The organism is Mucilaginibacter sp. P2_A4 (assembly GCF_056405015.1).
The window spans coordinates 236,254-262,031 of the sequence record NZ_JBFUCX010000003.1; the positions used below are offsets into that span (position 1 = coordinate 236,254).

Annotated in this window: 16 protein-coding genes and 1 tRNA gene; 14 read left to right on the forward strand and 3 right to left on the reverse strand. The window is 41.2% G+C overall.

Features of this window, described 5'->3' with window-relative positions; translation table 11 throughout:
- Positions 1 to 25 precede the first annotated feature (25 nt).
- Entirely contained in the window at positions 26 to 3,754 is a 3,729-nt protein-coding gene (locus tag AC1DYB_RS07630) for an ATP-binding protein (protein WP_477433728.1), read from the forward strand.
- A 27-nt stretch (positions 3,755 to 3,781) separates the two neighbouring features.
- Here the strand turns inward: AC1DYB_RS07630 and AC1DYB_RS07635 are convergent, their stop codons facing one another.
- Entirely contained in the window at positions 3,782 to 4,315 is a 534-nt protein-coding gene (locus tag AC1DYB_RS07635) for a YfiT family bacillithiol transferase (protein ID WP_477433730.1), read from the reverse strand.
- Between the two features lie 87 nt (positions 4,316 to 4,402).
- On the opposite strand from AC1DYB_RS07635, the gene AC1DYB_RS07640 reads away from it, so the two are divergent.
- On the forward strand, positions 4,403 to 5,740 hold the full coding sequence (locus AC1DYB_RS07640) for an FAD-dependent oxidoreductase (RefSeq protein WP_477433732.1): 1,338 nt from the start codon (positions 4,403 to 4,405) through the stop codon (positions 5,738 to 5,740).
- Positions 5,741 to 5,871: 131 nt separating this feature from the next.
- On the opposite strand, the gene AC1DYB_RS07645 is transcribed toward AC1DYB_RS07640, so the two are convergent.
- On the reverse strand, positions 5,872 to 6,300 hold the full coding sequence (locus tag AC1DYB_RS07645; RefSeq protein WP_477433734.1) for a GNAT family N-acetyltransferase: 429 nt from the start codon (positions 6,298 to 6,300) through the stop codon (positions 5,872 to 5,874).
- Between the two features lie 90 nt (positions 6,301 to 6,390).
- Here AC1DYB_RS07645 and AC1DYB_RS07650 point away from each other — a divergent pair, with 90 nt between their 5' ends.
- From AC1DYB_RS07650 to infB, 5 genes are all read left to right on the forward strand, one after another.
- Positions 6,391 to 8,751 (forward strand): prolyl oligopeptidase family serine peptidase, encoded by a 2,361-nt coding sequence (locus tag AC1DYB_RS07650; protein ID WP_477433736.1) that lies wholly within the window; start codon positions 6,391 to 6,393, stop codon positions 8,749 to 8,751.
- A 269-nt stretch (positions 8,752 to 9,020) separates the two neighbouring features.
- Complete coding sequence (locus AC1DYB_RS07655; protein WP_477433738.1) at positions 9,021 to 9,431, forward strand: hypothetical protein; 411 nt, start codon at positions 9,021 to 9,023, stop codon at positions 9,429 to 9,431.
- Between the two features lie 124 nt (positions 9,432 to 9,555).
- Entirely contained in the window at positions 9,556 to 10,020 is a 465-nt protein-coding gene (rimP, locus tag AC1DYB_RS07660; RefSeq protein WP_295714876.1) for a ribosome assembly cofactor RimP, read from the forward strand.
- A gap of 3 nt (positions 10,021 to 10,023) precedes the next feature.
- A complete protein-coding gene (gene nusA, locus AC1DYB_RS07665) occupies positions 10,024 to 11,259 on the forward strand; it encodes a transcription termination factor NusA (protein ID WP_295718532.1) in 1,236 nt (411 codons plus the stop codon).
- Between the two features lie 59 nt (positions 11,260 to 11,318).
- Entirely contained in the window at positions 11,319 to 14,423 is a 3,105-nt protein-coding gene (infB, locus tag AC1DYB_RS07670; RefSeq protein ID WP_477433740.1) for a translation initiation factor IF-2, read from the forward strand.
- Positions 14,424 to 14,858: 435 nt separating this feature from the next.
- On the opposite strand, the gene AC1DYB_RS07675 is transcribed toward infB, so the two are convergent.
- Positions 14,859 to 15,470, reverse strand: coding sequence for a hypothetical protein (locus AC1DYB_RS07675; RefSeq protein ID WP_477433742.1), 612 nt, complete (start codon positions 15,468 to 15,470; stop codon positions 14,859 to 14,861).
- A gap of 175 nt (positions 15,471 to 15,645) precedes the next feature.
- Here AC1DYB_RS07675 and AC1DYB_RS07680 point away from each other — a divergent pair, with 175 nt between their 5' ends.
- The 7 genes from AC1DYB_RS07680 (at position 15,646) to AC1DYB_RS07710 (ending at position 25,548) form a co-directional block, all read left to right on the forward strand.
- The gene (locus tag AC1DYB_RS07680) at positions 15,646 to 16,392 is read left to right on the forward strand and encodes a hypothetical protein (RefSeq protein ID WP_477433744.1); all 747 of its coding nucleotides are present in this window, start codon (positions 15,646 to 15,648) and stop codon (positions 16,390 to 16,392) included.
- 118 nt (positions 16,393 to 16,510) lie between these two features.
- Complete coding sequence (locus tag AC1DYB_RS07685) at positions 16,511 to 19,288, forward strand: TonB-dependent receptor (protein WP_477433746.1); 2,778 nt, start codon at positions 16,511 to 16,513, stop codon at positions 19,286 to 19,288.
- Between the two features lie 5 nt (positions 19,289 to 19,293).
- A complete protein-coding gene (locus AC1DYB_RS07690) occupies positions 19,294 to 20,460 on the forward strand; it encodes a DUF4249 domain-containing protein (RefSeq protein ID WP_477433748.1) in 1,167 nt (388 codons plus the stop codon).
- A complete protein-coding gene (locus tag AC1DYB_RS07695; RefSeq protein ID WP_477433749.1) occupies positions 20,457 to 21,617 on the forward strand; it encodes a DUF4249 domain-containing protein in 1,161 nt (386 codons plus the stop codon). Before AC1DYB_RS07690 ends, AC1DYB_RS07695 begins: the two co-directional genes overlap by 4 nt.
- Positions 21,618 to 21,626: 9 nt before the next feature.
- Positions 21,627 to 22,796: a DUF4249 domain-containing protein gene (locus tag AC1DYB_RS07700; protein WP_477433751.1), complete on the forward strand. Its 1,170-nt coding sequence runs from the start codon at positions 21,627 to 21,629 to the stop codon at positions 22,794 to 22,796.
- Positions 22,797 to 22,880: 84 nt separating this feature from the next.
- Positions 22,881 to 25,265: a hypothetical protein gene (locus AC1DYB_RS07705; RefSeq protein ID WP_477433752.1), complete on the forward strand. Its 2,385-nt coding sequence runs from the start codon at positions 22,881 to 22,883 to the stop codon at positions 25,263 to 25,265.
- A gap of 209 nt (positions 25,266 to 25,474) precedes the next feature.
- Positions 25,475 to 25,548: transfer RNA gene (locus AC1DYB_RS07710), tRNA-Asp, on the forward strand.
- Positions 25,549 to 25,778: the final 230 nt, after the last annotated feature.

The window sequence follows — 25,778 nt, forward strand, 5'->3', positions numbered from 1 at the left end:
TTTAATCGTTTTATCTGATAGTAATTTGACCACATCCGGAAAAATACGTTTGTTGCTTACCCTGATAGGTATTGGGTTATGGTTTGCGGCCATTGTTGTCCAAAAAACATACACGCCAATAAATAACCTGCTGCAAACCGCGCAAACACTTGAGGATAATCTGCATAAAAAAGAAGCTTATATAAATGCACAGCTAAACGACAAAGCTCGGTTTAGTAAATTTAAAACACTTACCGATAATGACCAGGATGCTCTTAATAGCATTAATGATTTTACCACTAAAAGAAGCATCTGGTTTGTAACTGCTTATAAAAACCGGTTAAGCTTTTGGAGCGGCATTAAAGTATTGCCAGATAGCTTAGGTGGGATTAAGGAGGGATATTCATTCATAAAACAACCTAACGGCGATTATGAAGCCATTAAAAAAACAGACGGTGATTTTTCTATCATCTTTTTCATTCCGGTAAAAATTAATTACACATTTACCAACCAGTACCTTCAAAACACATTTGCCAGGGATCTTACTACCAGTAACAATATTGAGATTGCCAATTTTACAGATAAAGATGTTTATGAGGTACGCAGCAGTAATTATAGTTACCTTTTTTCTGTAAAGCAAAAGGCCGGCGGTGTTAATAATGCCTTTATCTATTATGAGTTATCCATCTGGATTTTAACAATCCTGACACTTTGTGTTTTGATACACAATATTTGCTGTCACGTGGCGGCAAATGGATACCCCTGGTCATCCGTAGTGTTTATGGCGCTGTTTATTGTGCTGTTCCGATATGTGAACTTACATTATCACCTGCCCGATTTTAATGGAATGCTTAAGGTATTCGATCCTAAGCTCTATCATTCGGGCGTTTTATATCCCTCTCTGGGCGACCTTTGCATCAATATATTATGTGTATTTTGGTTTGTTGCTTTTGTGTATTTGCAACGGCGCAGGCTGTTCACCTTTGCATATGGCAATATTGCCGGCTATATTACGGTAACAGGCTGTATATTATTGCTCATTGCCGTTTCCACATCTTTATTGAGGTTGTTTTATGACATTGTTGTTAACTCAGACATTAGCTTTAATGTAAACAATGTACTCAGCCTTTCCTCATTCAGCGTACTGGGGGTTGTAATGCTCTGCTTTAGTTTCCTCATTTTTTATCTTATTGATGAAGTGGTGCTTTTTCTTTGCCTTAAACTAAATGTGCCAAGAGCGCATCAACTATTCCTGCTGGTAATAAGCATTATCATTACTACCGTTGTTTTTGCTTTTTATTATGAATTTACTTTGTTTTACGTGTTATGGATGCTTTTGGTCATTATCAGGGCCTATGGTTTTATATATCAGCATAGTAAGCTTACCACGAGTTCGTTTTTGGTTGTTATCTTAGTATGCGCGCTTATTTCGGCCATAAAGCTTAATCATTTTGAGCGTGTTAAAGAAGAAAGTGTACGTAAGGGATTGATAAGTAAACTGGAAGAGCCGGATGACCGCTCGGCAGAAAGCTCTTTTAAACGAGTGGAAGGAAGGATTGTTACTGACACCGCTATCATACGCTACTTTAAAGAGAATGTACATAATATAGAGTACCTTAAAACTCGGTTTCAAAAACTTTATTTTGATGGCTACTTATCAAAATACGGACTTAAAGTACATGAATATGATGCCATAGACCAACCAATATCCGACGATAATTTTTCGCTGAATGTGTTTAAGGACCAGGTTGTTTATAGTTCATTTAAAGTATCATCCTATTTTTACCGTATCACCGAATCGTTCGGATTTCAGAGTTACTTTGCTATACTACCTATTAGCTATAACCACAAGAAATTGGGCACATTGGTAGTTGAGTTTAAATCAAAGCCGCTGCAGTCATTAGGAGCCTTTCCCGAATTATTGATTGATGATAATTTCAGAAGTGAAGATGAGCTTAAAGATTATTCATACGCTTACTATATTGACAATAAGCTGCAAAGCCAAAAGGGAAGCTATGTTTACTCCCTTAATAATACCGATTTTAACGGTACGCTTAAAAAGTATACTGTAAAGACAACTAAGAACAATAACCCTGAATGGTACAATACCTTTACCAAGTATGAGCACCTGGTATATAAACCCAGCAAGCGTAATTTAATAGTAGTGAGTAAAGAGGTAAACCCATTATATGATGGAGTAACCTCCATTACCTTCTTTTTTATGGCGCTGCTGATATTTAGCGCCTTCATCATAATTGCAAGAGGGGCCTGGGTACGAATCAGGATATTGAGCATCAAGGATGATAAGATCCGCTGGAATTTCAGGATGAATTTTGATAAGGTGCTCTATAAAACCCGCATCCAGTTTGTGATGATATTTTCGGTAGTTGTTACGCTTATAGTAGTTGGCTTTATCACCTTTATATCCATTAGTAACCAATACCACAATCAACAGGACAGGCAGATACGCGATAAAATAACCCGCATTACGGAGGCATTTCAAACAGGCGCGCTAAATAAATATATTTATAATGTAAATGAAAAAAGCCAGGTAGATTTCAATGATCTGGCCAAAACCTACTCAACCGATCTTATTTTATTTGATACCAATGGTGTACCGCTGGTAACCACACAGCCCAAAATTTATGAATATGGCCTGGTAGCAAAAAAAATGAATTCAAGGGCTTATATCTTTTTAAGCAAATTGCAAAAAACCGAATTTGTGAATGAGGAACGGATAGGCGAGCTAAGCTATAAGGCGGCGTACGCTCCTGTAATGACCTCTGGCAATAAAACCATTGCCTATGTGCAATTGCCTTATTTCTCTAACGAGGCCGACTACAAAGAGAGGATCAGTTCGTTACTTAATGTAATGATCAATGTATATGCTTTGGTTTTTATCGCTATTGGTTTGTTTGCCATTATAATTGCCAGGCAAATAACCGCGCCTTTAAGCTTTATACAGGACACACTGAGCAAAACCATTTACGGCAAAAAAAATGAGCCTATAAAATGGCAGCGGAATGACGAGATAGGGGCCCTGGTTAAAGAGTATAACAAAATGATATCGGCATTGGAAAACAGCGCCAACAGGCTGGCCCAATCTGAACGGGAAAGTGCCTGGCGCGAAATGGCCAAACAGGTGGCGCATGAAATTAAAAACCCGTTAACGCCGCTAAAACTGGGCTTGCAACTGCTGGATAAATCATGGAGGGATAAAGACCCTAAATTTGATCAAAAATTTGAGCGCTTTAGCAAATCATTTGTTGAGCAGATAGAAAGCCTGTCGTCAATAGCATCTGAGTTTTCGGCGTTTGCTAAAATGCCCGATACCCGCATTGAGCCTACCAATATTTTTGATATGCTAAACCAGGCCGTTACCATTTTTAAACAAATGGATAATATCCACATTTCATTTCAACCTCCCGAAACCCCTTTTATCATTAATGCCGATCGTGATCAACTGCTGCGGTGTTTTAATAACCTGTTAAAAAATGCCATTGAGGCCACGCCACCGGATAGAAAAGGGTTGATTGATATTAATTACCTGGTAACCAGCAAAAATGTATTGCTTACCATAAAGGATAATGGTAATGGCATCCCCGAAAACATGCGCGAAAAAATATTCGAGCCCAACTTTACCACTAAAAGTTCGGGCACGGGCTTGGGGCTGGCCTTCGTAAAAAACTCTATTGAAAATGCCAATGGCAAGGTTTGGTTCGAAACTACGATGAATATTGGCACCTCATTTTACCTCAGCTTTCCATCTGCATAAACTTAAAGCTTAAAGGCGTTTTTTCCTTTAAGCTTTAACAAATCTTTTCACCGTTTCGGTAACATGTGCCAAATGATGGTTACTGTGCCATGCGTATAGCGCCAATCCCTTTTTAAGCGAAACGGTATCGCCCGAGGCCGGGTGTACAAAGGAGCGTTCCCATTCATTTTCGGTAAAGCTTTCAAACAATGCAACCATATGAATATGTATCCCTTCAAGCATTTTTAATGACGACTCCACGGGCAGGCGATAATCCGGCAACAAGGCCCAGTCTGCCTCTTCGTAGGGCTTTATAACCGGGTTGTTTTCCGTAAGGGCCAGTTTAAAACGGGTAATAGAGTTCATGTGGCTATCGGCCAGGTGATGGATCACTTGTCTCAATGTCCAGCCACCGCTGCGGTATGGGGTATCCAATTCCTGGTAATTTAGGCCAGCTATAGCATGGCGCAATTTGCCTGGTAATGTGCGCAGGTCATCAATCCATTCCCGGATGTTATCATCGGTGTATGATGCCGGAGGAGCGAATTTCCCTATCGGGTATTTCATCTGTTCGTCTATCATGGGCTTAAAAAAAATTAAATTAGTTATAATTTTATAGTACCACAAGCTTTTAGTCTAAATTGCGTTTTGTACGTGTTATTTATACCGATGATAAAAAAGCTTCTTTTAGTACTATTACTATTAAAATGTTCATTTACATACGCGCAAACCATTAAAACCGATATTTTGGTAATAGGGGGCGGACCAAGTGGTACAGCGGCAGCCATCCAGGGTGCACGAAGCAAAATAAAAACATTGCTTATTGAACAAGGCCCTCAATTGTGCCCTTCATTAACTTCGGCAAGTATGCTAACCATTGCCCCCGGCAAGGATATGCCATCCGGTATATGGGGCGAATTTCGTAAAAGAGTTATAGCGTTTTACAAAACCACACCCGGATATGATACCACCTATAATGCCCCCCTTCGCTTTGAGCAGTTTACCGGTGCCGCTATTCTTAAAAAAATAACAGACACCGTAAAAAACCTCACCGTAAAGCTAAATGCCCCGGTTACAAACATCAAAAAAGATGGAGATGGCTGGCAGGCAACTATCAGCCAGGATGGAAAATCGCAGTTGATAAAAGCCAAAATAATTATTGATGCCACTAAAGATGGCATTGCTACCCAGAAATTGAATCCAGACTTTAAAGCTTTTGATTTTTTTTCAGGCAATGATGGGTCAACAGTTTACCGCACCAGTATAGCAACGGGAAACGGCTTCGCGGGAGAGCGGGGCGATTCCATTCTTCCCAAAAAGAATTATCCGCAATCGCCGGCTTACTGCATCCCGCTTAGCGCCATAGTTGCAAAAGGTGTTGACAATTTACTAATAACCGCTAAGCTTATACCCGAAGATGATATACAATACCTGCCCAATTACCTTACACTTGGCCAGGGCGCGGGTACAGCAGCAGCCTTTTGCGCTTTCTTTAAAACAACAACTAAAAACTTAAATGTACGCGCGGTACAGGGAGAATTACTTGATTTTAAAGGATACCTGGTACCCTTTGCCGATATCAAACAAAACGATCCCTATTTCAGATCTATCCAACAGATTGGGGCAACTGGTTTGTTAAAAGGAATACAAAAAGGAACCGGCAATACCTTGCAGGTGCTTTTCATGCCTGATTCTGCCGTTCATACTGCCGAAATTGAACCCGTTTTAAATGATATCTACTCCCGTACTTTTTTATGGTTCAACAGGGAAAAACCAGCCGAAAAATTCACCGTTGGCAACCTGCTTTCGCTCATTAGCGAGATAACCCTCACTGATCCCAAAACATTGCAGATCAGCATGACAAAAACCTGGAAAATCCAATATAAATTCAACTCGGATTTTGACATGAACCGCCCGGTAACCCGCCGGGAATTTGCTGTACTGGTAAACAAATTCTTGAACCCCTTTGCACGAACGGTGGATATGGCTGGAAGACTGGTAAATTAGGTTTTGTACAGGGACGAATCAGTAAAGCCCTTTTATCAATTTAACCCTCTTTTTACTATCCCATACACATGCTCGTCCAAAATAACACCTTTCTTAAAAATGGCATTGGTCAAAACTCCTTCTTTAACAAATCAGGCTTTTTCCAGTACCCGCATTGATTTTGGGTTATTGCCAAGCACCCCTGCCTGTATCCGCGTAATATCCAGATTGTTAAATCCGTAATCAACTATCAGTTTTACCGCCCCCGGCATAATACCATTGCCCCAATATTCTTCGCTAAGCCAGTAACCTAATAAAGGCGCTTTTATGTAAATATCTACCCTAAAGTCGAGGCCGATAACGCCGGCTACCTCACCATTGATAACGATGGGGAAATTTGTTTGTGGCGTTTCTGCCATCTTCATATCAATAAAGTCGATAGCATCCTGCAGGGTGTAGGGCGATGGAAAGCGATCGAACAAAAAATCGGTGATATGGGTATTGTTGGCATGTTTTTGTAGTGATTCCGCATCTTCTTTTTGCCAATCGCGTAAAGTAAAACCCTTTCCTTGTAGTATCATTTTGTAACAATAAGATAGTTAAAATTAGCAAACTTAACCTAAACTGCTAAATTGCATTCGCGTAAATATTACGCGGTATAGTGACTGAAGATGAAAAAAATATTTACCTTATTATTAATAGCGAATACAACAGGTGCATTTGCCCAAAAACTGGATACGCTAACTATAGAAAAGATCATGCGCGATCCCAAGTGGATCGGGGTATCACCCTCAAACATCCGCTGGAGCGATGACAGTAAAAAAATCCTTTTTAGCTGGAATCCGGATAAAACAGGTACGGATGAATTATTTTCAGCTACCCCGCTTAATACCAAACCCGAAAAAGTAAGCACAGCCGAAAAGCGCACCTTGCCCGACAATGGCAGCTGGAATAAAAAGCACACTCAAAAGGTTTTTGAAAAAAATGGCGACCTGTACTTAGAAGATATAAAACAGGGCAAAATAGCACAGCTAACCCATACCGAACTACGCGAAAGTTCTCCTGTTTTTAATGGCGATGAAAGCCGGATTATATTTTCGCAAAACAATAACCTGTTTGCCTTAAAACTTAACGGCACCGGGCTTGAGCAGCTAACCAACTTTGTGAAAGCAAAAACTAAAAAAAGCAAAGATGATCTTAATGAGCAGGAGCGTTGGTTAAAAAAGCAGCAGGTTGAGCTTTTTGATATTATTAAAGTGCAGGCCAGGGAGGAAAAGCAGGATTCTGTAGAAAATGCCAGCTTGGCGCCAAAGCAATTAAAGGAGTTGGCTTTTGGCGATAAGAGAGTTAGCCGGGTTAAAACCAGTCCGGATGAACGATTTGTAACCTATAGATTGACGAAACCCGCGGAGGATGTTAAAAACGCCATAGTGCCTAATTATGTAACCGAATCGGGGTTTACGGAAGATATTCCAAACCGATCAAAAGTAGGGAGGCCGTCATCAACTTCCGAAACCTATATTTTCGACAGGCAACGGGATACGGTTTACCGCATTAATACCAATGATATTCCAGGTATAAAAGATCTGCCCGATTATGTGAAGGATTACCCTAAAGAGCTTGAGGAGCTTAAAAAGCAAAATGCCGACAGACAAGTGACTATAGAAGGGGTGTTTTGGAGCGATAACAGCGCGAACGCGGTTGTGGTTATCGCCGCCCAGGATAACAAAGACCGTTGGATTATGCGCCTTACCTCCGCCACAGGCAAACTCACCCTGCTTGACCGTCAGCGCGATGAAGCCTGGATTGGCGGCTCCGGCATTGAAAACTCAGCCGCCGGAAACGTAGGGTTTATTGACGATAACCATTTTTATTTCCAAAGCGAAGCCAGCGGCTACTCGCACGTGTATACTATCGATGTAAATACGGCAGCAAAAAAGCAACTCACCAGCGGCAAATGGGAAGTTCAAACCCTACAGCTATCTGCCGATAAAAAGAAATTCTATTTTACAGCAAATATTGACCATCCCGGTGCGACAAACTTTTACAGCATCCCTGTTGATGGGGGAACCCCAACTAAAATAACCGGTATGAAAGGTGGTAACGAGGTAACGCTATCACCCGATGAAAAATGGCTTGCTATCCGTTATTCCTACTCCAACAAACCCTGGGATTTGTATGTGCAGGCCAATAAGCCAGGTGCAAAAGCGCTTCAGGTAACTAATTCGGTAAGTGCCGAGTATAGGTCATACCCATGGCGCGACCCGGAGATCATTACCTTTAAAAACCGTTATGGCAGCGATGTGTATGCTCGGCTTTACCTGCCTAAAAAAGCCGACCCGGCCAAGCCTGCGGTAGTGTTTGTGCATGGAGCAGGTTACCTGCAAAATGTAACCTATTCCTGGAGTTATTATTTCCGCGAATTTATGTTCAACAATATGCTGGCCGATAATGGATATACCGTGATTGATATTGATTATACCGCCAGCGCAGGTTATGGCCGCGACTGGCGTACTGGCATCTATCGCCATATGGGTGGTAAAGATTTAACAGACCAGGTGGACGGTGTAAAATATTTAGTTGAAAAATATGGCGTAAACCCAAAACATGTGGGGTTGTACGGAGGATCATACGGTGGCTTTATTACGCTGATGGGGATGTTTACCGAGCCCGATGTTTTCGCAGCCGGCGGAGCCATCCGCTCGGTTACCGATTGGGCGCATTACAACCACGAATACACCGCCAATATTTTGAACGAGCCTTTTACCGATGAAATAGCCTACCGCAAAAGTTCACCTATATATTTTGCAAATGGTTTAAAAGGTAATTTACTGATGCTGCATGGTATGATAGATCAAAATGTAAACTACCAGGACATTGTCCGTTTATCGCAAAAACTGATTGAGCTGCATAAAGAGAACTGGGAACTGGCATCATACCCGGTAGAAGATCACGGCTTTGAACAACCCAGCAGCTGGGCGGATGAGTACAAACGGATTTTTAAGTTGTTTGAACAAACGTTAAAGAAATGATGAAATTTATCCCCCCGTCGCCTGTGTCCTCACAGGCGATCATTCGGCTTTTCGGTAAGTTGCTTGTGAGGACACAAGCAACGGGGGAGGAAATGATGAGCTCCCAAAAAAAGCAAGGGCAGGTGCGATTCCTTCCCTGGGGAAGGGGAGGTAGGGGTTTAATAAACAATGCATATCAACTCGCCCGACGAAACCCCTCCCCGCCCTCGCGCAATCCATCGCACCCCTCCCGTTGGGAGGGAATTACCTTTGGGATTTCAACAACGTTTTTGATAACTATAATCCTATGCTCCCTCGCCTGTTCCTCCAACAAAACCAGTAGCAACCAGGTCAAAATAAGCCTCACGCCCGATAAACATTCCATCAACATAACCGGTCTTGACCGGGCCATAGTTCAGGATATCAACCGCGATTCAATGGGTGGTAACTGGCAAAGCCTGGTGCCGGTGTACAAAATGCCGGCAGATACCGATATTAAGAACTATCAACCCATGCAGCCCGGCAAATATCTGGTTAAAGATAGTATTGTGGTATTTACACCTGATACCCCTTTTGTGGCCCGGCAAACTTATTTTGTGCGCTACTATAAATTTGATACAAATACAAAAGCCAATGATTATATCATGGGCCGTAACAAGCTGGGCGATTTACGCTATACAGATTTGATTTTTAAGCAATAAAGGGTGTTTGATAGTTGAAAAATTAATAAATTTGATTATATTTGCATTCAATTAATAAAAGAGGGGGCAAATAGCCCCCTCTTTTATTTTATCAATTAAAAATTATCAATCAAAAAGGCGGGTAATGAACATTGAAAAAAAAGTAAGGGAACTGGTAGAAGAAAAGATAGCCGATAAGCCAAATTTGTTTTTAGTGGATGTTAAAATGCACTCAAACGGAAAGCTGATCGTTTTAATAGATGGGGATAACGGACTTGGTATTGACGACTGTGTACAGGTAAGCAGGCATGTAGGCTTCCATCTGGAAGAGGAAAATGTAATAGAAACTGCTTATAACCTGGAAGTATCATCGCCGGGTATTGATTATCCGCTATCATCGCCAAGGCAATATGCCAAAAACATGGGGCGCACACTGGCCATTAAAATGGCTGATGGCTCAAAAAGAGAGGGTGTTTTATCAGCAATAACTGAGGATGCCATCGTTATAGAAGAAAAAATAAAAGAAAAAGGGAAAAAGGCCGAAACTGTTGAAAGCGTTATCCCTATTAATCACATAACAGAAACAAAAGTTTTAATATCATTCAAGTAGAAAATGAGCAATATTAATTTAATTGATTCTTTTCAGGAATTTAAAGATTTCAAGAACATTGACCGCCCAACCATGATGAGCGTTTTGGAAGACGTTTTCAGAAGCATGATCAGGAAAAAATACGGCACAGATGAAAATTGCGACGTAATTGTTAACACTGATAATGGTGACTTAGAGATCTGGCGTACCCGTAAGGTTATGGAAGATGGCTTTAGTGAAGATGATGACCTGGAAGTTGAATTAACAGAGGCAAAATTATTTGATGCAGACCTGGAAGTTGGTGATGAGCAAATTGAGCAGATCACGCTGGAAAGCTTTGGCCGTCGTGCTATATTAGCCGCCCGCCAAACACTGGTTTCAAAAATTTTAGAACTGGAAAAAGACGAGATCTTCAAAAAATATAAAGATCGCGTTGGTGAAATTGTTACAGGCGAGGTTTACCAGGTTTGGAAAAAAGAAACCCTGGTACTGGATGATGAAGGTAACGAATTGTTGCTTCCAAAAACAGAACAGATCCCGGCCGACTACTTTAAAAAAGGCGATAGCGTAAAAGCGGTTGTTTATAAGGTAGATATGTTGAACAGCAACCCTAAAATCATTATTTCGCGTACAGCACCAGAGTTTTTGCAACGTTTGTTTGAACTTGAAGTACCAGAAATTTTCGACGGATTGATCACCATTAAAAAAATTGTTCGTGAGCCGGGCGAGAGAGCTAAGGTAGCCGTTGAATCATATGATGACCGTATTGATCCGGTTGGTGCCTGTGTGGGTATGAAGGGTTCACGTATACACGGTATCGTTCGTGAGTTGAAGAATGAAAATATTGACGTAATTAACTTTACCAACAATATCCAGTTATATATTCAGCGTGCATTATCACCTGCCAAAATCACTTCTATTAAATTAGATGATGAGAAAAAAACAGCAGCTGTGTACTTAAAACCTGATCAGGTATCTTTAGCCATCGGTCGTGGCGGACATAATATTAAATTAGCTGGTAAATTAACCGGTTATGAAATTGATGTTTACCGTGAGGCTGACGAACATGATGAGGATGTGGATATTGAAGAATTTACAGATGAAATTGATAGCTGGATAATTGATGAATTTAAACGAATTGGTTTAGATACAGCAAAATCGGTATTGGCTTTAACTGTTGGCGAATTGGTAAAACGTACCGATCTGGAAGAAGAAACGGTAAAAGAAGTGCTATCAATATTGAATGCTGAGTTTGAATAAGCATAATAACCAAAATTAAAATCGTATTTTTGCGATAATTAGCAGAGAAAATATAATAAATGTCAGAAGACAAATCAATAAAATTAATTAAGGCAGTAAAAGAACTCAACATTGGTATGGGTACCATTGTCGATTTTTTGGCTACAAAAGGTTACAAGGTTGACAAGCAACCTATGGCCCAGCTGAATGGCGACATGTACAACGCATTGTTGAAGGAGTTTGCTGTGGACAAAAGCATTAAAGAGGAAGCTAAGCAGATCAGTATCGGAAAGATACGGAAAGAAGATCCTGCGCCGTTCCCGGAAAAGCCAGTCGAAAACCGCCGTTCAAGGGATTTTGAGAACGAAGAAATATTGATCAAAAACACCGGTCAGTACACTTCACCGCAAACAGAAAAACCAAAACCGGTTGAGCCTGTTGCACACGAAAAAACCGAGGATCGTAGCGATGTATTGCCAGGTGTTAAGGTAGTTGGGAAAATTGACCTTAATAACTTAAATGCGAAGCCACAACCTGTTGCTGAAAAACCAGCGGTTGTTGAGCCCAAAGTAGAGGCTCCGAAGCCAGAAGTAGTAGCTCCGGAACCAAAACCTGAGCCAAAAGTTGAGGCCCCAAAAGAAATAGTAGCGGAAGCTCCTGTTGTAGAAGCTCCGAAACCGGTTGTTGCCGAAACCCCTAAGGTTGAAGCTCCAAAGGTAGAGACTCCGGTAGTTGAAACGCCAAAGGCAGAGACCCCAAAGGTTGAAGAGCCTAAAGCTCCGATTGTACAGGCTCCTGTTACACCGGCAGTGGTTGTGCCAGCCCCGGTTGCAGAAAAACCAGCCGAAGCACCTGTTGTTGATACTGAGGATGAAGTTATTAGGGCAAAAGCCGAAAGACTTACCGGCCCTAACATTATTGGTAAAATACAGTTACCTGTTAGTGCGCCGAAGCGTAATCCTATAGCATCATCATCAAACGCCAACAGCGCTGATCATAAACGCAAAAGAAAACGTAAAGATAACCAGGGAAATCCACAGCAAGGTGGCGGTGGTAATCATCCTCCGCATAACCAGCAAGGTGGCGGCGGCGGTAACCATCCTCCGCACACACCGTCAGGTGGTGGAACTATTAATCCAAATCGTCCTGATTTCAGGAACAGGACTAATGGTGCGCCCGGAAATGGCGGCCCGAGCCAAGGTGGCGGCAATCGTCCTGATTTCAGGAATAACCGTAATGCCCCTCAAAGCACAGGCCCTAAGGAAGAACCATCTGAAAAAGATATACAGGACCAGATTAAAGCAACACTTGCCCGCTTAAGTGGTGCAGGAAAATCAGGAAAATTTGCACAACGGGCTAAGTTCCGTCGTCAAAAACGTGATGATGTTGCCGCTACTGCCGAAGAACTGGCAATGGAGCAGGAACTGCAATCCAAAGTACTGAAGGTTACCGAGTTTGTTACAGCGAATGAGCTGGCCAGCATGATGGATGTATCTGTAACGCAGATCATCTCCACTTGTATGAGCCTGGGCATGTTCGTATCTATCAACCAAAGGCTTGATGCAGAAACATTAACCATTGTGGCTGATGAATTTGGTTACCAGGTTGAGTTTGTTAAACCACAGGATGAAGAGGCCAACCTTGATCAGCCTGATGATCCGGCAGACCTGGTTGCACGTGCGCCAATCGTTACCATCATGGGTCACGTCGATCATGGTAAAACATCATTGCTTGATTTTATCCGCAAAACAAACGTAATAGGTGGCGAAGCAGGGGGTATTACCCAGCACATTGGTGCCTATGAAGTAACATTGCCTGATAATAAAGGAAAAATAACATTCCTGGATACACCGGGTCACGAGGCGTTTACCGCCATGCGTGCAAGGGGTGCACAGGTTACAGATATTGTAATTATAGTAATTGCCGCTGATGATAGCGTGATGCCGCAAACCCGCGAGGCCATAAACCATGCGCAGGCTGCAGGTGCTCCAATCATCTTCGCTTTCAATAAAATTGACAGGCCAGGTGCCAATGCGGATAAGATCCGTGAGCAACTATCGGCTATGAACATTTTGGTTGAAGAGTGGGGTGGTAAATACCAATCGCAGGAAATATCGGCTAAAACCGGTTTAAATGTTGACTTGCTATTAGAGAAAGTATTACTTGAAGCAGAGATATTAGAACTTAAAGCCAACCCTAATAAACGTGCTGTAGGTACGGTTATTGAAGCTGCTTTAGATAAAGGTCGTGGTATTGTTACCACTATCCTGGTACAGGCAGGACGTTTAAAAGTGGGCGATCCAATTTTAGCGGGTTGCTACAGCGGGCGTGTTAAGGCATTAACTAATGAGCGCGGCCAAAGGGTTGAATCTGCAGGGCCATCAACACCGGTACAGGTGTTGGGTATGCAAGGTGCACCAACGGCGGGTGATAAGTTTAACGTATTGGAAAATGAAGTTGAGGCACGTGAAATTGCCAACAAACGTTTACAATTACAACGCGAACAAGGTTTACGTACACAGAAACATATTACACTTGATGAAATCGGCCGTCGTTTGGCAGTTGGTAACTTTAAGGAACTTAATATTATTGTTAAGGGTGATGTGGATGGATCAATAGAAGCGTTATCAGATTCATTACTGAAACTTTCTACCGAGCAGATACAGGTTAACATCATATCAAAAGCTGTAGGTCAGATCTCCGAATCAGACGTATTGCTGGCTTCTGCATCTGATGCCATCATTATAGGTTTCCAGGTTCGTCCGTCAGGAAGTGCCCGTAAACTTGCCGAGGCAGAGCAGATCGATATCAGGCTTTACTCTATCATCTACGATGCTATCAATGAGATAAAAGCGGCGATGGAAGGTATGCTTGCACCAACATTTGAAGAGAAAATTGTGGCTAACGTTGAAATACGTGAAACCTTCAAGATTAGCAAGGTTGGTACAATTGCAGGTTGTATGGTGTTGGATGGTAAAATTAACCGTAACAGCAAAATACGTATAGTACGTGATGGTGTAGTAATTTACACCGGCGAACTTGCTTCACTGAAACGCTTTAAAGATGACGTGAAAGAAGTATTAACCGGTTACGAGTGCGGTTTAAATATCCATAACTTTAATAATATTGAAGTAGGCGACATTGTTGAAGCTTATGAAAATGTAGAAGTTAAACGTAAGTTGTAATACAATACTTACTCATAAATATAAAGGCCGGTCTTCAACAGATCGGCCTTTTTTTTGTGCCATTGGGTAGCCATTCAGACATAGCGGCGTAATTTCCCAAGCCCCGGCACCAGGGAAGTCGCTTTTAAAAAGGAGGCGCCTACGGTGCCAAGACAATCACATCTGTCCTAAAATGCGGATTATTTAGGCTAAAGCTATCCTTGTATATCCTTTCTATCCGTTGGTTGAAACCAACGGCAATGAAGAATTGAAGGCAAACAGTGGTTTAATTCATTGCCGTCCCATTTATGGGAAGGATAAATAAAGAGCCTCGGTGGCTTTAGCCAAATAATAGCCCTGCTAACAACCTTGTGTACATACAGTAGGGCTCGGTACAAGGCGATGCCCATTTATACCGGTTCATTGCGTAAGTAAAATGTTAACCAATCTGCATATCTACGCTTTCAGCAATCCTTCTACCAGGGCTTTCCACTGCGGGCCTGACAGCCCTTCCCGAGCGGTAAGAGCAATGATGGTATTTCTGATAGTATCATAAATATTAGTATCCTTATTATTAATTACTTCGTTACGCCCATGCACAGCAGCGCTAACGTGGTTTAAGTACCGCTCAACAATAAAAGTATTAGTTGCCCCATGATCATAAAAATTGGCGACTGCCTGTCCTGGTTTCCTGGGGTTCACCACTGGCCTTACGGTAATGGTTATAAACTCGCTTTCGGCTTCTGCATTTTCAACCTCCTGTATATCTTCAATCATAACCCAATCGAGGCCGCCCCCCGCTATAGAGCCCGGCGCAGGTAAATCAACATAAAAATGATCGCCCTTCTCTGCCATTCGGTATAATTCATTCCCCTGCGCATCTGTAAGCGAAAATTTTGATGAACCTGGTCCGCACAGCTGATGCCAGCTGGATATATCCTTTAAACGGCTTTTAGCCAGTAAAAAAAGGGCATGTGCCTGTTGCCGGGTTTTCAAATCAGCAAAGTGAATAAAATCGGTTATTCCGCCATCGCGCTGTTCAGGAATACCTTCGTATGCATCGTCCATTTCTATAAAATATAAATATTTAACATGCAGTGTTACAAAGGGTTTTAGGCTTGCGTAATATTATTAAGTACTCATTTCGTGTAACATAATTAATACATTAAATATTAGATGGGTTTTCCATTCAATATTTGATTATTAATAAAAGTAATGTACATTTCATCTTTATAAAACCTAAATGATAAATAAACCACTCCTGTGCTTTTTTATCGTCTGCCTTTTTTTAAGTGACCGTGCCCTAAGCCAAACGGTGACCGACGATAGTACTATGCAAAAAATTGCGGTAGGCCACTTAGTTAGCACTTACAACTCCTCCATAGGCCAAATGTCTCGCCTTTACAACGGACCTGAATATGAGTTTTACGATCCATATATAAAAAGCAATGCCTTTTTTTTGGATATAAATGCATTCAGGCCAGGCTCGGTTAATTACGATGGCATATTTTACCCGAACATAGCCATGATGTATGATTTGAACAAAGACAAAGTTGTTGTATTGCTATATAACGGATTTTCTAAATATAGCTTGTTGAAATCAAGAGTACAAAGCTTTGATCTTCTTGCACATCATTTTGTATATGTGGCTCCGGATTCGCTAAACAAAGCGGCATCAATAGATACAGGATTTTACGATGAGGTATACAGGGGCAACCTCCAGGTTTTAACCAGGTGGTCAAAAAGTATTCAAACCATCTCTACGCAAACAACGCTCGAAACTTTTTTTACTGCCGCCTCCAAAAATTATTTTCTTAAAAAAGGCAATAACTATTATAGCATAAGCGGGCAAAGCTCTTTCCTGAAAATATTAAAGGATAAGAAAAAAGAACTGCAGCAATACATCAAGGCTAATAAAATAAAGTTTAGAGATAATCCTGAATTGGCCATGCGTATGATAGCTGCAGAATACGATCAGCTGGTTAAATAAAGTTACGCGGTGTTATAAATAAAGTATAATCAAGATCTAAAGTCTTTTTTATGGTTTGATATTCCATGCATAAACCTTAAGGGGTATAGTAGTATAGTGTGAACATTAAAATATACTGATGAAAAAAATTTACTTTTTAAGTTTTTGCTTTTTGATCCTGCTAAAAGTGGGATATTCTCAACAAACAACGGTACAAACTATAAGTGTAAACTTTCAACAGGCCACTATTGAGCAGTTTGTTACCGAGCTTGAGGCAAAAACCGGATATCACTTTTATTATGAGCCTACAAAATTTGATAGTTTAAAGGTAACTGTACAGGCTGATAATAAATCCATAGAAACTGTGCTTGACGCGGCTTTTAAAAACACTGCATTTCATTACGCAATTACGGTTAATCACGAGGTTTTTCTCACAAAAGGACGCGAAATACAACTATCGCTCGCTGCCGGCTTTTTTGGGATTAAAGCAGGAGCCGAAACCCCAAAAAACAATGTTACCACACAAGTTAAAGATTTTGCCGATACCAAAGAAAAAGTTGTTCCTGAAGCAACTACAGAAAACAAGCTTTATGAAATTGGTACCAAGACAAACACGATTGGTGCCGGAAATGCCACCTTATCGGGCTATGTTCGTGATGGCAAATCGGGCGAAGCCGTAGTAGGTGCCAGTATATATGTTACCAATACCAAAACTGGCGTGGCCTCAGATCAGTTTGGGTATTTTACCCTTTCGCTGCCAAAAGGACGGCAAATTTTAAGCGTGAGGGGCTTAGGCATGCGCGATACCCGCCGCCAGATTGTGCTTTATTCGGATGGTAAAATGATCATCGAAATGAAGGAACAGGTGACCAGCTTAAAAGAGGTAAAAATATCGGCCGAGAAGGTAGCCAATGTACGTAATGTGCAATTAGGCGTTAACCGTCTTGATATCAAAAGCATTAAACAAGTGCCAACCGTTTTTGGTGAAGCAGATGTATTACGGGTGGTGCTAACTCTTCCCGGCGTACAATCAGTGGGCGAAGCTACCACAGGCTTTAACGTTCGTGGGGGTTCGGCAGATCAGAACCTTATTTTAATGAACGATGCTACCATTTATAACCCATCGCATTTCTTTGGCTTCTTCTCCTCGTTTAACCCCGATATAGTAAAAGATATAGAACTATATAAAAGCAGCATCCCCGAAAAATTTGGCGGGCGCTTATCATCGGTACTCGATGTTACCAACCGCGAGGGTAACAAAAAGAAGTTTACAGGATCGGCAGGTATTGGTTTAATTACCAGCAGGCTTAATGTTGAAGGGCCCATTTTTAAGGATAGAACCTCGTTTTCATTTGGTGGCCGCACCACCTATTCCGATTGGTTACTGAAGCTACTACCGGAAGCATACAAGCACAGCCAGGCCTCATTTTATGATTTAAACCTTGATATAAGCCATCAGATAGATGATAAAAACAATATCTATGTATCCACTTACCTAAGCAAGGATAAATTTAAATTAAACAGCGATACTTCCTATGGTTACAGCAACAGGAACGCCAACATTAAATGGAAGCACAATTTTAACGATAAGCTGTTTAGTGTTATAGGAGCGGGTATTGATAGGTACCAATATAATATAGCCAGCTTTGATAACCCTGTAAATGCTTACAAGCTTAATTTTGATATTAATCAAACTAATTTCAAGGCCGATTTTACCTATTATCTAAATCGTAAAAACACGGTCAATTTTGGATTGAGCTCTATCTTTTACAAACTGCATCCGGGTAATTACCAGCCCAATAATCCCAAATCACTGGTGGCGCCGGATGTGATCCCAACGCAGCGCGCGCTGGAAAGTGCATTGTATGTTGGCGATAAATATGACTTTACCGAAGATTTTTCCGTAAGTGGCGGCGTACGCTATTCTTTATATAGTTTCCTTGGGCCGCAAACGGTATATAATTATGCGCCAAATTTGCCTAAAACAAGTTCAAACTTGCTGGATAGCACCAACTATAGCAGCGGCAAGTTTATTAAAACATATTCAGGGCCCGAGATCAGGCTTTCGGGCCGGTACCAGTTAGGAGATAATACATCGTTAAAAGGGGGGTACAACACACTAAGGCAATACATTCATTTACTATCCAATACCACCGCTATTGCGCCAACCGATGTATGGCAGCTGAGCGATCCTAATATCAAACCACAATATGGCGACCAGGTATCCTTGGGGATATACCGTAACCTAAAATCAAACACGATCGAAACCTCGGTAGAGGTTTATTACAAACGGTTAAGAGATTACCTTGATTACCGCAGCGGAGCCAACCTGGTGCTCAATCATCATATAGAAAACGATGTACTGGCTACCCAGGGCAAAGCGTATGGTATTGAGTTTTTGATTAAAAAAACCACAGGTAAAGCAAATGGCTGGATAAGCTACACCTACTCCCGTACATTTTTAAGGCAAACTGATCCTAATGAAGGCGAACTAATTAACGGCGGCCTTTATTATCCTGCCAATTTTGATAAACCACATGATTTTAATTTCATAGGCAACTACCGGTTTTCGCACAGGTTTAGCATATCATTAAATGTTACCTATAGTACAGGCAGGCCAATAACATTGCCGGTTGCCAAGTATGAGTATGGCGGATCGGAGCGCGTATACTATTCAGACCGTAATCAATATCGAATCCCGGATTACTTCCGGTCGGATTTTTCAATGAATATCGAAGGCAATCATAAGGTGCATCAACTAACGCATAACTCGTTCACTATAGGCGTTTATAACCTTACCGGGAGGCAAAATGCCTACTCAACCTATTTCACCGAGCAAAGCGGCGTAATAAGTGGCTATAAGCTTTCGATATTTGCAAAGCCAATTCCGTTCATCAATTACAATATCAGGTTTTAACAGGTATGAACAAAAGGGGTAATTATATGGTTTTTATAGCATTGCTCACCGCAATAGTGGCCTGCCGTAAACCTTATACTCCTAAAGCAATACTGGCTCCCGGCAGTTACCTGGTGGTTGAGGGAGTTATTAATAGTGGTGCCGATTCTACCATTATTACTTTAAGCAAAACGATAAACATTGCAACCAAAGACTCGTCGGCTTTTGAAACAAATGCACAGGTAACGGTGGAAAATGAAGGCGGCACAAGCTATCCGTTACAGGAGTTTAAAGCCGGGCACTATCTCGCCATCGCCCTAAATCTCGACAAAACAAAAAAATACCGCCTACATATTAAAACGGCTGCTTCTAATGAATATGCATCTGATTACGTTGCGGTAAGGCCGACGCCACCTATTGATAGCATTACTTATAGAATAACAGACAAAGGTTTGCAGGTTAATGTTAATACCCATAACCCGGCCAATAGTACACGATATTACCGCTGGGCGTATGAAGAGGCCTGGCAATTTCACGCACAACGCAACTCGGAATCAATAGTTAAAGGAACAGATATTGTACCAAGAAAACCCGAAGAACAGATCTATTATTGCTTTGCAGGTGATAAATCAAGCAATATAGTTTTAGGTTCAACAGAAAAATTACAGCAGGATATTATTTCACAAATCCCGATTACAATTATTTCGCCCCGGTCAGAAAAATTACAAATAAAATATAGCATCCTCCTTAAACAGTACGCCGTAACAAAAGAGGAATATCAATTTTGGGAAAACATTAAAAAAAATACCGAACAACTTGGCAGCATCTTCGATGCGCAGCCATCGCAATTAAAAGGGAACATACATGGCATTACCAACCCTACAGAGCCGGTTATTGGCTATATAGGCGTAACCAACACACAAACTAAAAGGATATTTATTACAAACAACCGTTTTCCGGATAATTACTACCCCGTTTATGCCGATGAATGTGAAGTAATCAGCGCTTTCTTTATAAATGCCCTTACTGGAGCAAATGACGTTGACTTTTTCATATTTAGACTGGGCTATATCCCGGTATCGCCAATAATTAGTCCGCGGGGTGTAACCATAGGTTATAAGGCAGCGCCAATTGAATGTGTTGATTGCAGACTAAGAGGCCACATTGATGCACCAGATTTTTGGGAATTATGATAAAGAATAAATATATATCGTTTTTTATATTACTGGGCTGCGTTATTACCGGTTGCCGAAAACCGTATACTCCACCAGCCATAGTTGCACCGGGCAGCTACCTTGTGGTTGAGGGAGTTATAAATAGTGGCGCAGACTCAACCATTATTACTTTAAGCAAAACGGTAAACCTTTCACAAAATCCGTCCTCGGCTTTGGTGTCAGGTGCACAGGTACATGTTGAGGCCGAAGGAGGAGCAAGTTATCCCTTAGCGGAGCTTAATACAGGGCGTTATGTAGCGGTTTCCTTAAATCTGGATAACTCAAAAAAATATCGCCTCCACATTAAAGCGATAGGGAATGAATATGTGTCTGATTATGTAGCTGTAAAACCAACGCCACCTATTGATAGCATTGGTTATAAAATTACCAGCAAGGGTTTGCAAATTAATTCAAACACCCATGATCCAAGTAACAATACCCGCTATTACCGCTGGGCTTATGAAGAAACGTGGCGCTTTCATTCACAATTCAATTCGGGGCTGATAGTTAGGGACGGAAAGATAGTATACAGAAATAATGATGAGATGATCTATTATTGTTATGCCGGCGATAGATCAAGTAATATTGTTTTGGCGTCATCGGCAAAATTGAGGCAAGATGTAATATCAGATAACCCCATAATTTTAATCCCTCCAACTTCAGAAAAACTGGAAATACGATACAGCATCCTCCTAAAACAATATGCGCTCACAAAAGAAGAATATGCTTTTTGGGAAAATATGAGGAAAAATACAGAACAGCTGGGAAGTATATTTGATCCGCAACCATCAGAAATTAACGGGAATATTCATAATGTTACCAACCCTGCCGAACCGGTTATTGGTTATGTAAGTGTAACTAATGTACAAACCAAGAGGATATTTATATCAAATAGTGTTTTCCCTTATGAATGGCGACCCGAGTATAATGGTTCCTGCCAAATTGATTCGGCTTTTTTTACAAACCTACACACAGGATCAAATGATGTGGAGAACCGAATTATTGAAGGTACACTAATACCAATTTCAACCATAAGCCCGGATGGATTTCATATTATTGGATATACGGCATCAAGTGTTGAATGTACTGATTGCAGAGTGAGAGGGAGAATAGAGGCCCCCGTTTTTTGGAAATAATTTATTAAAATGATGAAGCCTAAATATATGTTGTATTTGCTGGTGCTGGGCGTCATGATCACCACGTGCAAAAAACCTTATAACCCAACAGTTATCTCCAGTAACAATAATTACCTTGTTGTTGAGGGTGTAATAAACGCGGGCAGCGACCCTACGGTTATCAGCCTGAGCCAGACAGTTAATTTAAGCGACGGCGTACAACCTTCGGCGTTGAATGATTATATAGTTAGCATACAGGATGAGGCGGGTAATTCAATACCGTTAATTTCACAAGGCAATGGCAAATATACTTCCGGGAGCGGGTTGAATCTTAATCAATCAAAAAAATACAGGCTACATATAGCTCACAATGAAAAAGAATACGCATCCGACTATATCGAGGTAAGAAAAACACCACCCATTGATAGTGTTGGTTTTGTGCCCAAGGGGAGCAACCTTAATTTATACGTTAGCACTCATGATGCCACTAATAATACCCGCTACTACCGTTGGGATTTTGAAGAAACATGGAAGTTTCATTCCCGGTATGAATCCGGCTTTCTGGTTGATCCGGTTACCAAATCAATAAGATCCCGGAAAGAAAGTGAAGCATCATACTATTGCTATACAAATGATTTATCAAGTAACATCCTGATAAGTTCATCGGCCAAACTGGTGTCCGACGTTATATTTCAGGCTCCGTTAACAACTATTCCATCCACATCAGAGAAAATATCGGTTAGGTATTCTGTTTTGGTAAAGCAATACGCCTTAACCAAGGAGGCATATGCGTTTTGGGAAAACATCAAAAAAAACACCGAACAACTTGGAAGTATATTTGATGCCCAGCCTTCGCAGCTGCAGGGTAATATTCATAGCGTAACTAATGCTGCAGAGCCGGTAATTGGCTACATCAGCATTACAAACGTGCAGCAAAAACGAATCTTTGTTGATAACAGTCAATTACCGATAAACTGGTTTCCTGTATACCCATATAACTGCGAGGTTGATTCGGCACTTATTTACAATCCTAAAAGCATGCTGCATGAGGTACAAGGCAGCATTATTGATGGAGGTGGAATTCCTATTGCACCAATAATGGACCAGGGTTTTGTGATAGGATATATTTTTTCGACGCTGGAATGTACAGATTGCAGGATACGGGGACTATCACAGCCACCAGCATTCTGGAAACCATAAACAAAGTTATGCTATTAAAAAATTTACGGTGAGCACTATGAAATATCACTTACATGAAAACATTAAACAAACCAGTTTTTGGCTATGAAAAATTTTAAGGAAACTGCTAAAATTACAGCCTTATCAATTGGGATACTGCTGCTTTGGCAAACAACTTGCTTTGCGCAGGCGATAAATCAGATCAGGAACAGCTTTAACCAATACCAGCAGACAACAGTACAGGAAAAAGTTTTTGTACATACGGATAAAAGCACTTACCTGCCCGGCGAAATTATATGGTTTAAGATTTATGCCGTTGACGCTGCTTTACACCGGCCATTTAGCCTGAGCAAGGTAGTTTATGTTGATGTGATAGATAATGGCCACAGCGCTGTTGTACAGGCTAAAATTGCCATGAAAAATGGCACAGGCAGTGGATCATTATATATTCCGGTATCTGTAAGCAACGGCAATTACAAATTGAGGGCCTATACCAATTGGATGAAAAACTTCAGTCCCGATTATTATTTCGAAAAAACCATCACTATCATAAACCCCTTAAAATCGCCCGATACACTGGCAAAGGAAATTGCCCCTGCTTATGACGTTCAATTTTTTCCGGAAGGTGGCAACCTTGTGACCGGCTTAACCAGCAAAGTAGCCTTCAAAGTTACCACACCCAATGGAGAGGGTCTTGCCATGTACCGCGGAGCCCTAATTGACCAGCATAATGATACCGTAGCCCGTTTTCAGCCGTTAAAATTTGGTATGGGTAATTTTACGTTTACGCCCGTTGCCAACAATACCTACAAGGCAATCATTAAAACCAACTCAGGCATTTCCGTTGTTAAGGAACTGCCTGAAATTAACAGCCGGGGCTATGTGATGCAATTAAAAGATAACGGACCAAGCCTGGAGGTTACCGTAAATAGCAATGCTACAGGTGGCGAGGTATTCCTTTTTGCGCATACCAGGCAATTGGTTAAAGCTGCAGCAAGTACTTCATTTAACTCCGGAGTGGCCAGCTTTACAATTGACAAAAGCAAACTCGGCGATGGCGTATCTCATATTACCATTTTTAACAGTGCCCAACAACCCGTTTGTGAAAGACTTTATTTTAAACGCCCCAAACAACAGCTACTTATAGATGCCGCTGCCGATCAGCCTCAATACTCCACCCGCAAAAAAGTAACTATTAATGTAGCGGCAAAAAGATTATCAGGTGCGGCAATGGCAACAAACATGTCGCTATCTGTTTATCGCGTTGATTCACTACAGCATATAGATGCCGATGATATATTTAGCTACCTATGGTTGCGATCAGATCTGCGGGGAGGCATTGAATCCGCCGCTTATTACTTTAAAAACACCAATGCAGAAGCCGATGCAGCTATGGATAATCTGATGCTTTCGCAAGGCTGGCGAAGGTTTATTTGGAGCAGTATATTAGCGAATACTCCCCCTGCATTCTCTTTTTTACCCGAGTATGATGACCACCTTGTAACCGCAAAAATAGTAAGCACCATAACAGGCACCCCCGCAAAGGAGGTGGTAGCTTATTTAAGTGTGCCGGGTAAAAGGGTACAATTATACGTTTCAAAAAGCGATTCGTTAGGTAGACTGGTATTCAATACAAAACAATTATATGGCCCCGGCGAAGTTGTAGCCCAGACAAACTCTGAAAGGGATTCTACTTTTCGGATAGATGTGTTAAGCCCTTTCTCTGAACAGTATGCCAAATTTAACTGGCCAAAGTATAGTTTACTGCCAAACGCGCAAAAAGCTTTAGAAGAGCATAGCCTTGCTATGCAGGTACAAAATGTATATGCAAATAATGAAATTAAGCGATTTTATGACCCGGGTGTTGATAGCGCGGGCTTTTATGCTCGCCCCTATAAAACTTATCTCTTAGATAATTATACCCGCTTCACCACTATGGAAGAGGTGCTGCGCGAGTATATAAGAGAGGTTAACGTAGTGCGTTCTCAACGCCGTTACCATATCAAAGTATTGAATGAAAAAGGCTTTTTAGAAGGCGATCCATTGGTAATGCTTGATGACGTACCGGTATTTAACATTGATAAGGTAATAGCTATCGACCCCTTAAAAGTGCGTAAACTGGAAGTTATAAGAGAAAGGTATTTCTATGGACCATCAGTATCTGAAGGGGTATTAAGCTACACCACTTACAAAGGCGACCTTGGCGGTGTTGAAATGGATCCGCATGCTGTAGTGCTTGATTACGAAGGAATGCAGTTAAAGCGTGAATTTTATTCGCCGGTTTATAATACCGAAAAGACAGAGAAAAGCCGGGTGCCTGATTTTAGGAGCCTGTTGTTTTGGTCGCCGGATGTTTACACAAACCAGGGCGGAAAAGGTGTTGTATCGTTTTATACCTCCGATCAAAAAGGCAAATATGTAGGGTCAATACAGGGAATAAATGAGAATGGGGAGGCGGCAAGCCAATATTTTAGCTTTGAAGTAAAATAAAAAAATATTTTTTTCAGATAATTTAGAAAAACGTAACGGGTACAAATTGAGTATTGTTTGTTTTGATATAGAGTAAGTTATGTGGGTGATAAAAAATGAACAGGCGCCGTTTTGCTGCGATAAACAGCATACAAAAACAGCCAAAATCACTTTTTTTGAAAAAAGGACTTGTGTAATATAAAATGGTGTGTATATTTGCACACCCAAACGGAGTGGTAGTTCAGCTGGTTAGAATACATGCCTGTCACGCATGGGGTCGCGGGTTCGAATCCCGTCCATTCCGCTGAAAACTTAAAAGCCTTACTGAAAAGTAAGGCTTTTCTGCATTTAAACCCTTTTTAAGCGGTTTCTCACAAAAAAGCATATCAAATAAAATCAATTATTTACAGCCTTGTAGGGTACCATTTCGGGTAACACCGAATGTACCGAAATTTGTTACCCTCGACCCTGCACAATGCGCTATTAATCAGCATTTTGAGGGAAGAATGATTAAAATCATTCATTAAAAATTAT

Coding starts and splice junctions, on each gene's coding strand:
- AC1DYB_RS07635 (WP_477433730.1), bottom strand. CDS start 4,315: ATGATAGACGAACAGATGAAATACCCGATAGGGAAATTCGCTCCTCCG.
- AC1DYB_RS07640 (WP_477433732.1), top strand. CDS start 4,403: ATGATAAAAAAGCTTCTTTTAGTACTATTACTATTAAAATGTTCATTT.
- AC1DYB_RS07645 (WP_477433734.1), bottom strand. CDS start 6,300: ATGATACTACAAGGAAAGGGTTTTACTTTACGCGATTGGCAAAAAGAA.
- AC1DYB_RS07650 (WP_477433736.1), top strand. CDS start 6,391: ATGAAAAAAATATTTACCTTATTATTAATAGCGAATACAACAGGTGCA.
- rimP (WP_295714876.1), top strand. CDS start 9,556: ATGAACATTGAAAAAAAAGTAAGGGAACTGGTAGAAGAAAAGATAGCC.
- nusA (WP_295718532.1), top strand. CDS start 10,024: ATGAGCAATATTAATTTAATTGATTCTTTTCAGGAATTTAAAGATTTC.
- infB (WP_477433740.1), top strand. CDS start 11,319: ATGTCAGAAGACAAATCAATAAAATTAATTAAGGCAGTAAAAGAACTC.
- AC1DYB_RS07675 (WP_477433742.1), bottom strand. CDS start 15,470: ATGGACGATGCATACGAAGGTATTCCTGAACAGCGCGATGGCGGAATA.
- AC1DYB_RS07680 (WP_477433744.1), top strand. CDS start 15,646: ATGATAAATAAACCACTCCTGTGCTTTTTTATCGTCTGCCTTTTTTTA.
- AC1DYB_RS07685 (WP_477433746.1), top strand. CDS start 16,511: ATGAAAAAAATTTACTTTTTAAGTTTTTGCTTTTTGATCCTGCTAAAA.
- AC1DYB_RS07690 (WP_477433748.1), top strand. CDS start 19,294: ATGAACAAAAGGGGTAATTATATGGTTTTTATAGCATTGCTCACCGCA.
- AC1DYB_RS07695 (WP_477433749.1), top strand. CDS start 20,457: ATGATAAAGAATAAATATATATCGTTTTTTATATTACTGGGCTGCGTT.
- AC1DYB_RS07700 (WP_477433751.1), top strand. CDS start 21,627: ATGATGAAGCCTAAATATATGTTGTATTTGCTGGTGCTGGGCGTCATG.
- AC1DYB_RS07705 (WP_477433752.1), top strand. CDS start 22,881: ATGAAAAATTTTAAGGAAACTGCTAAAATTACAGCCTTATCAATTGGG.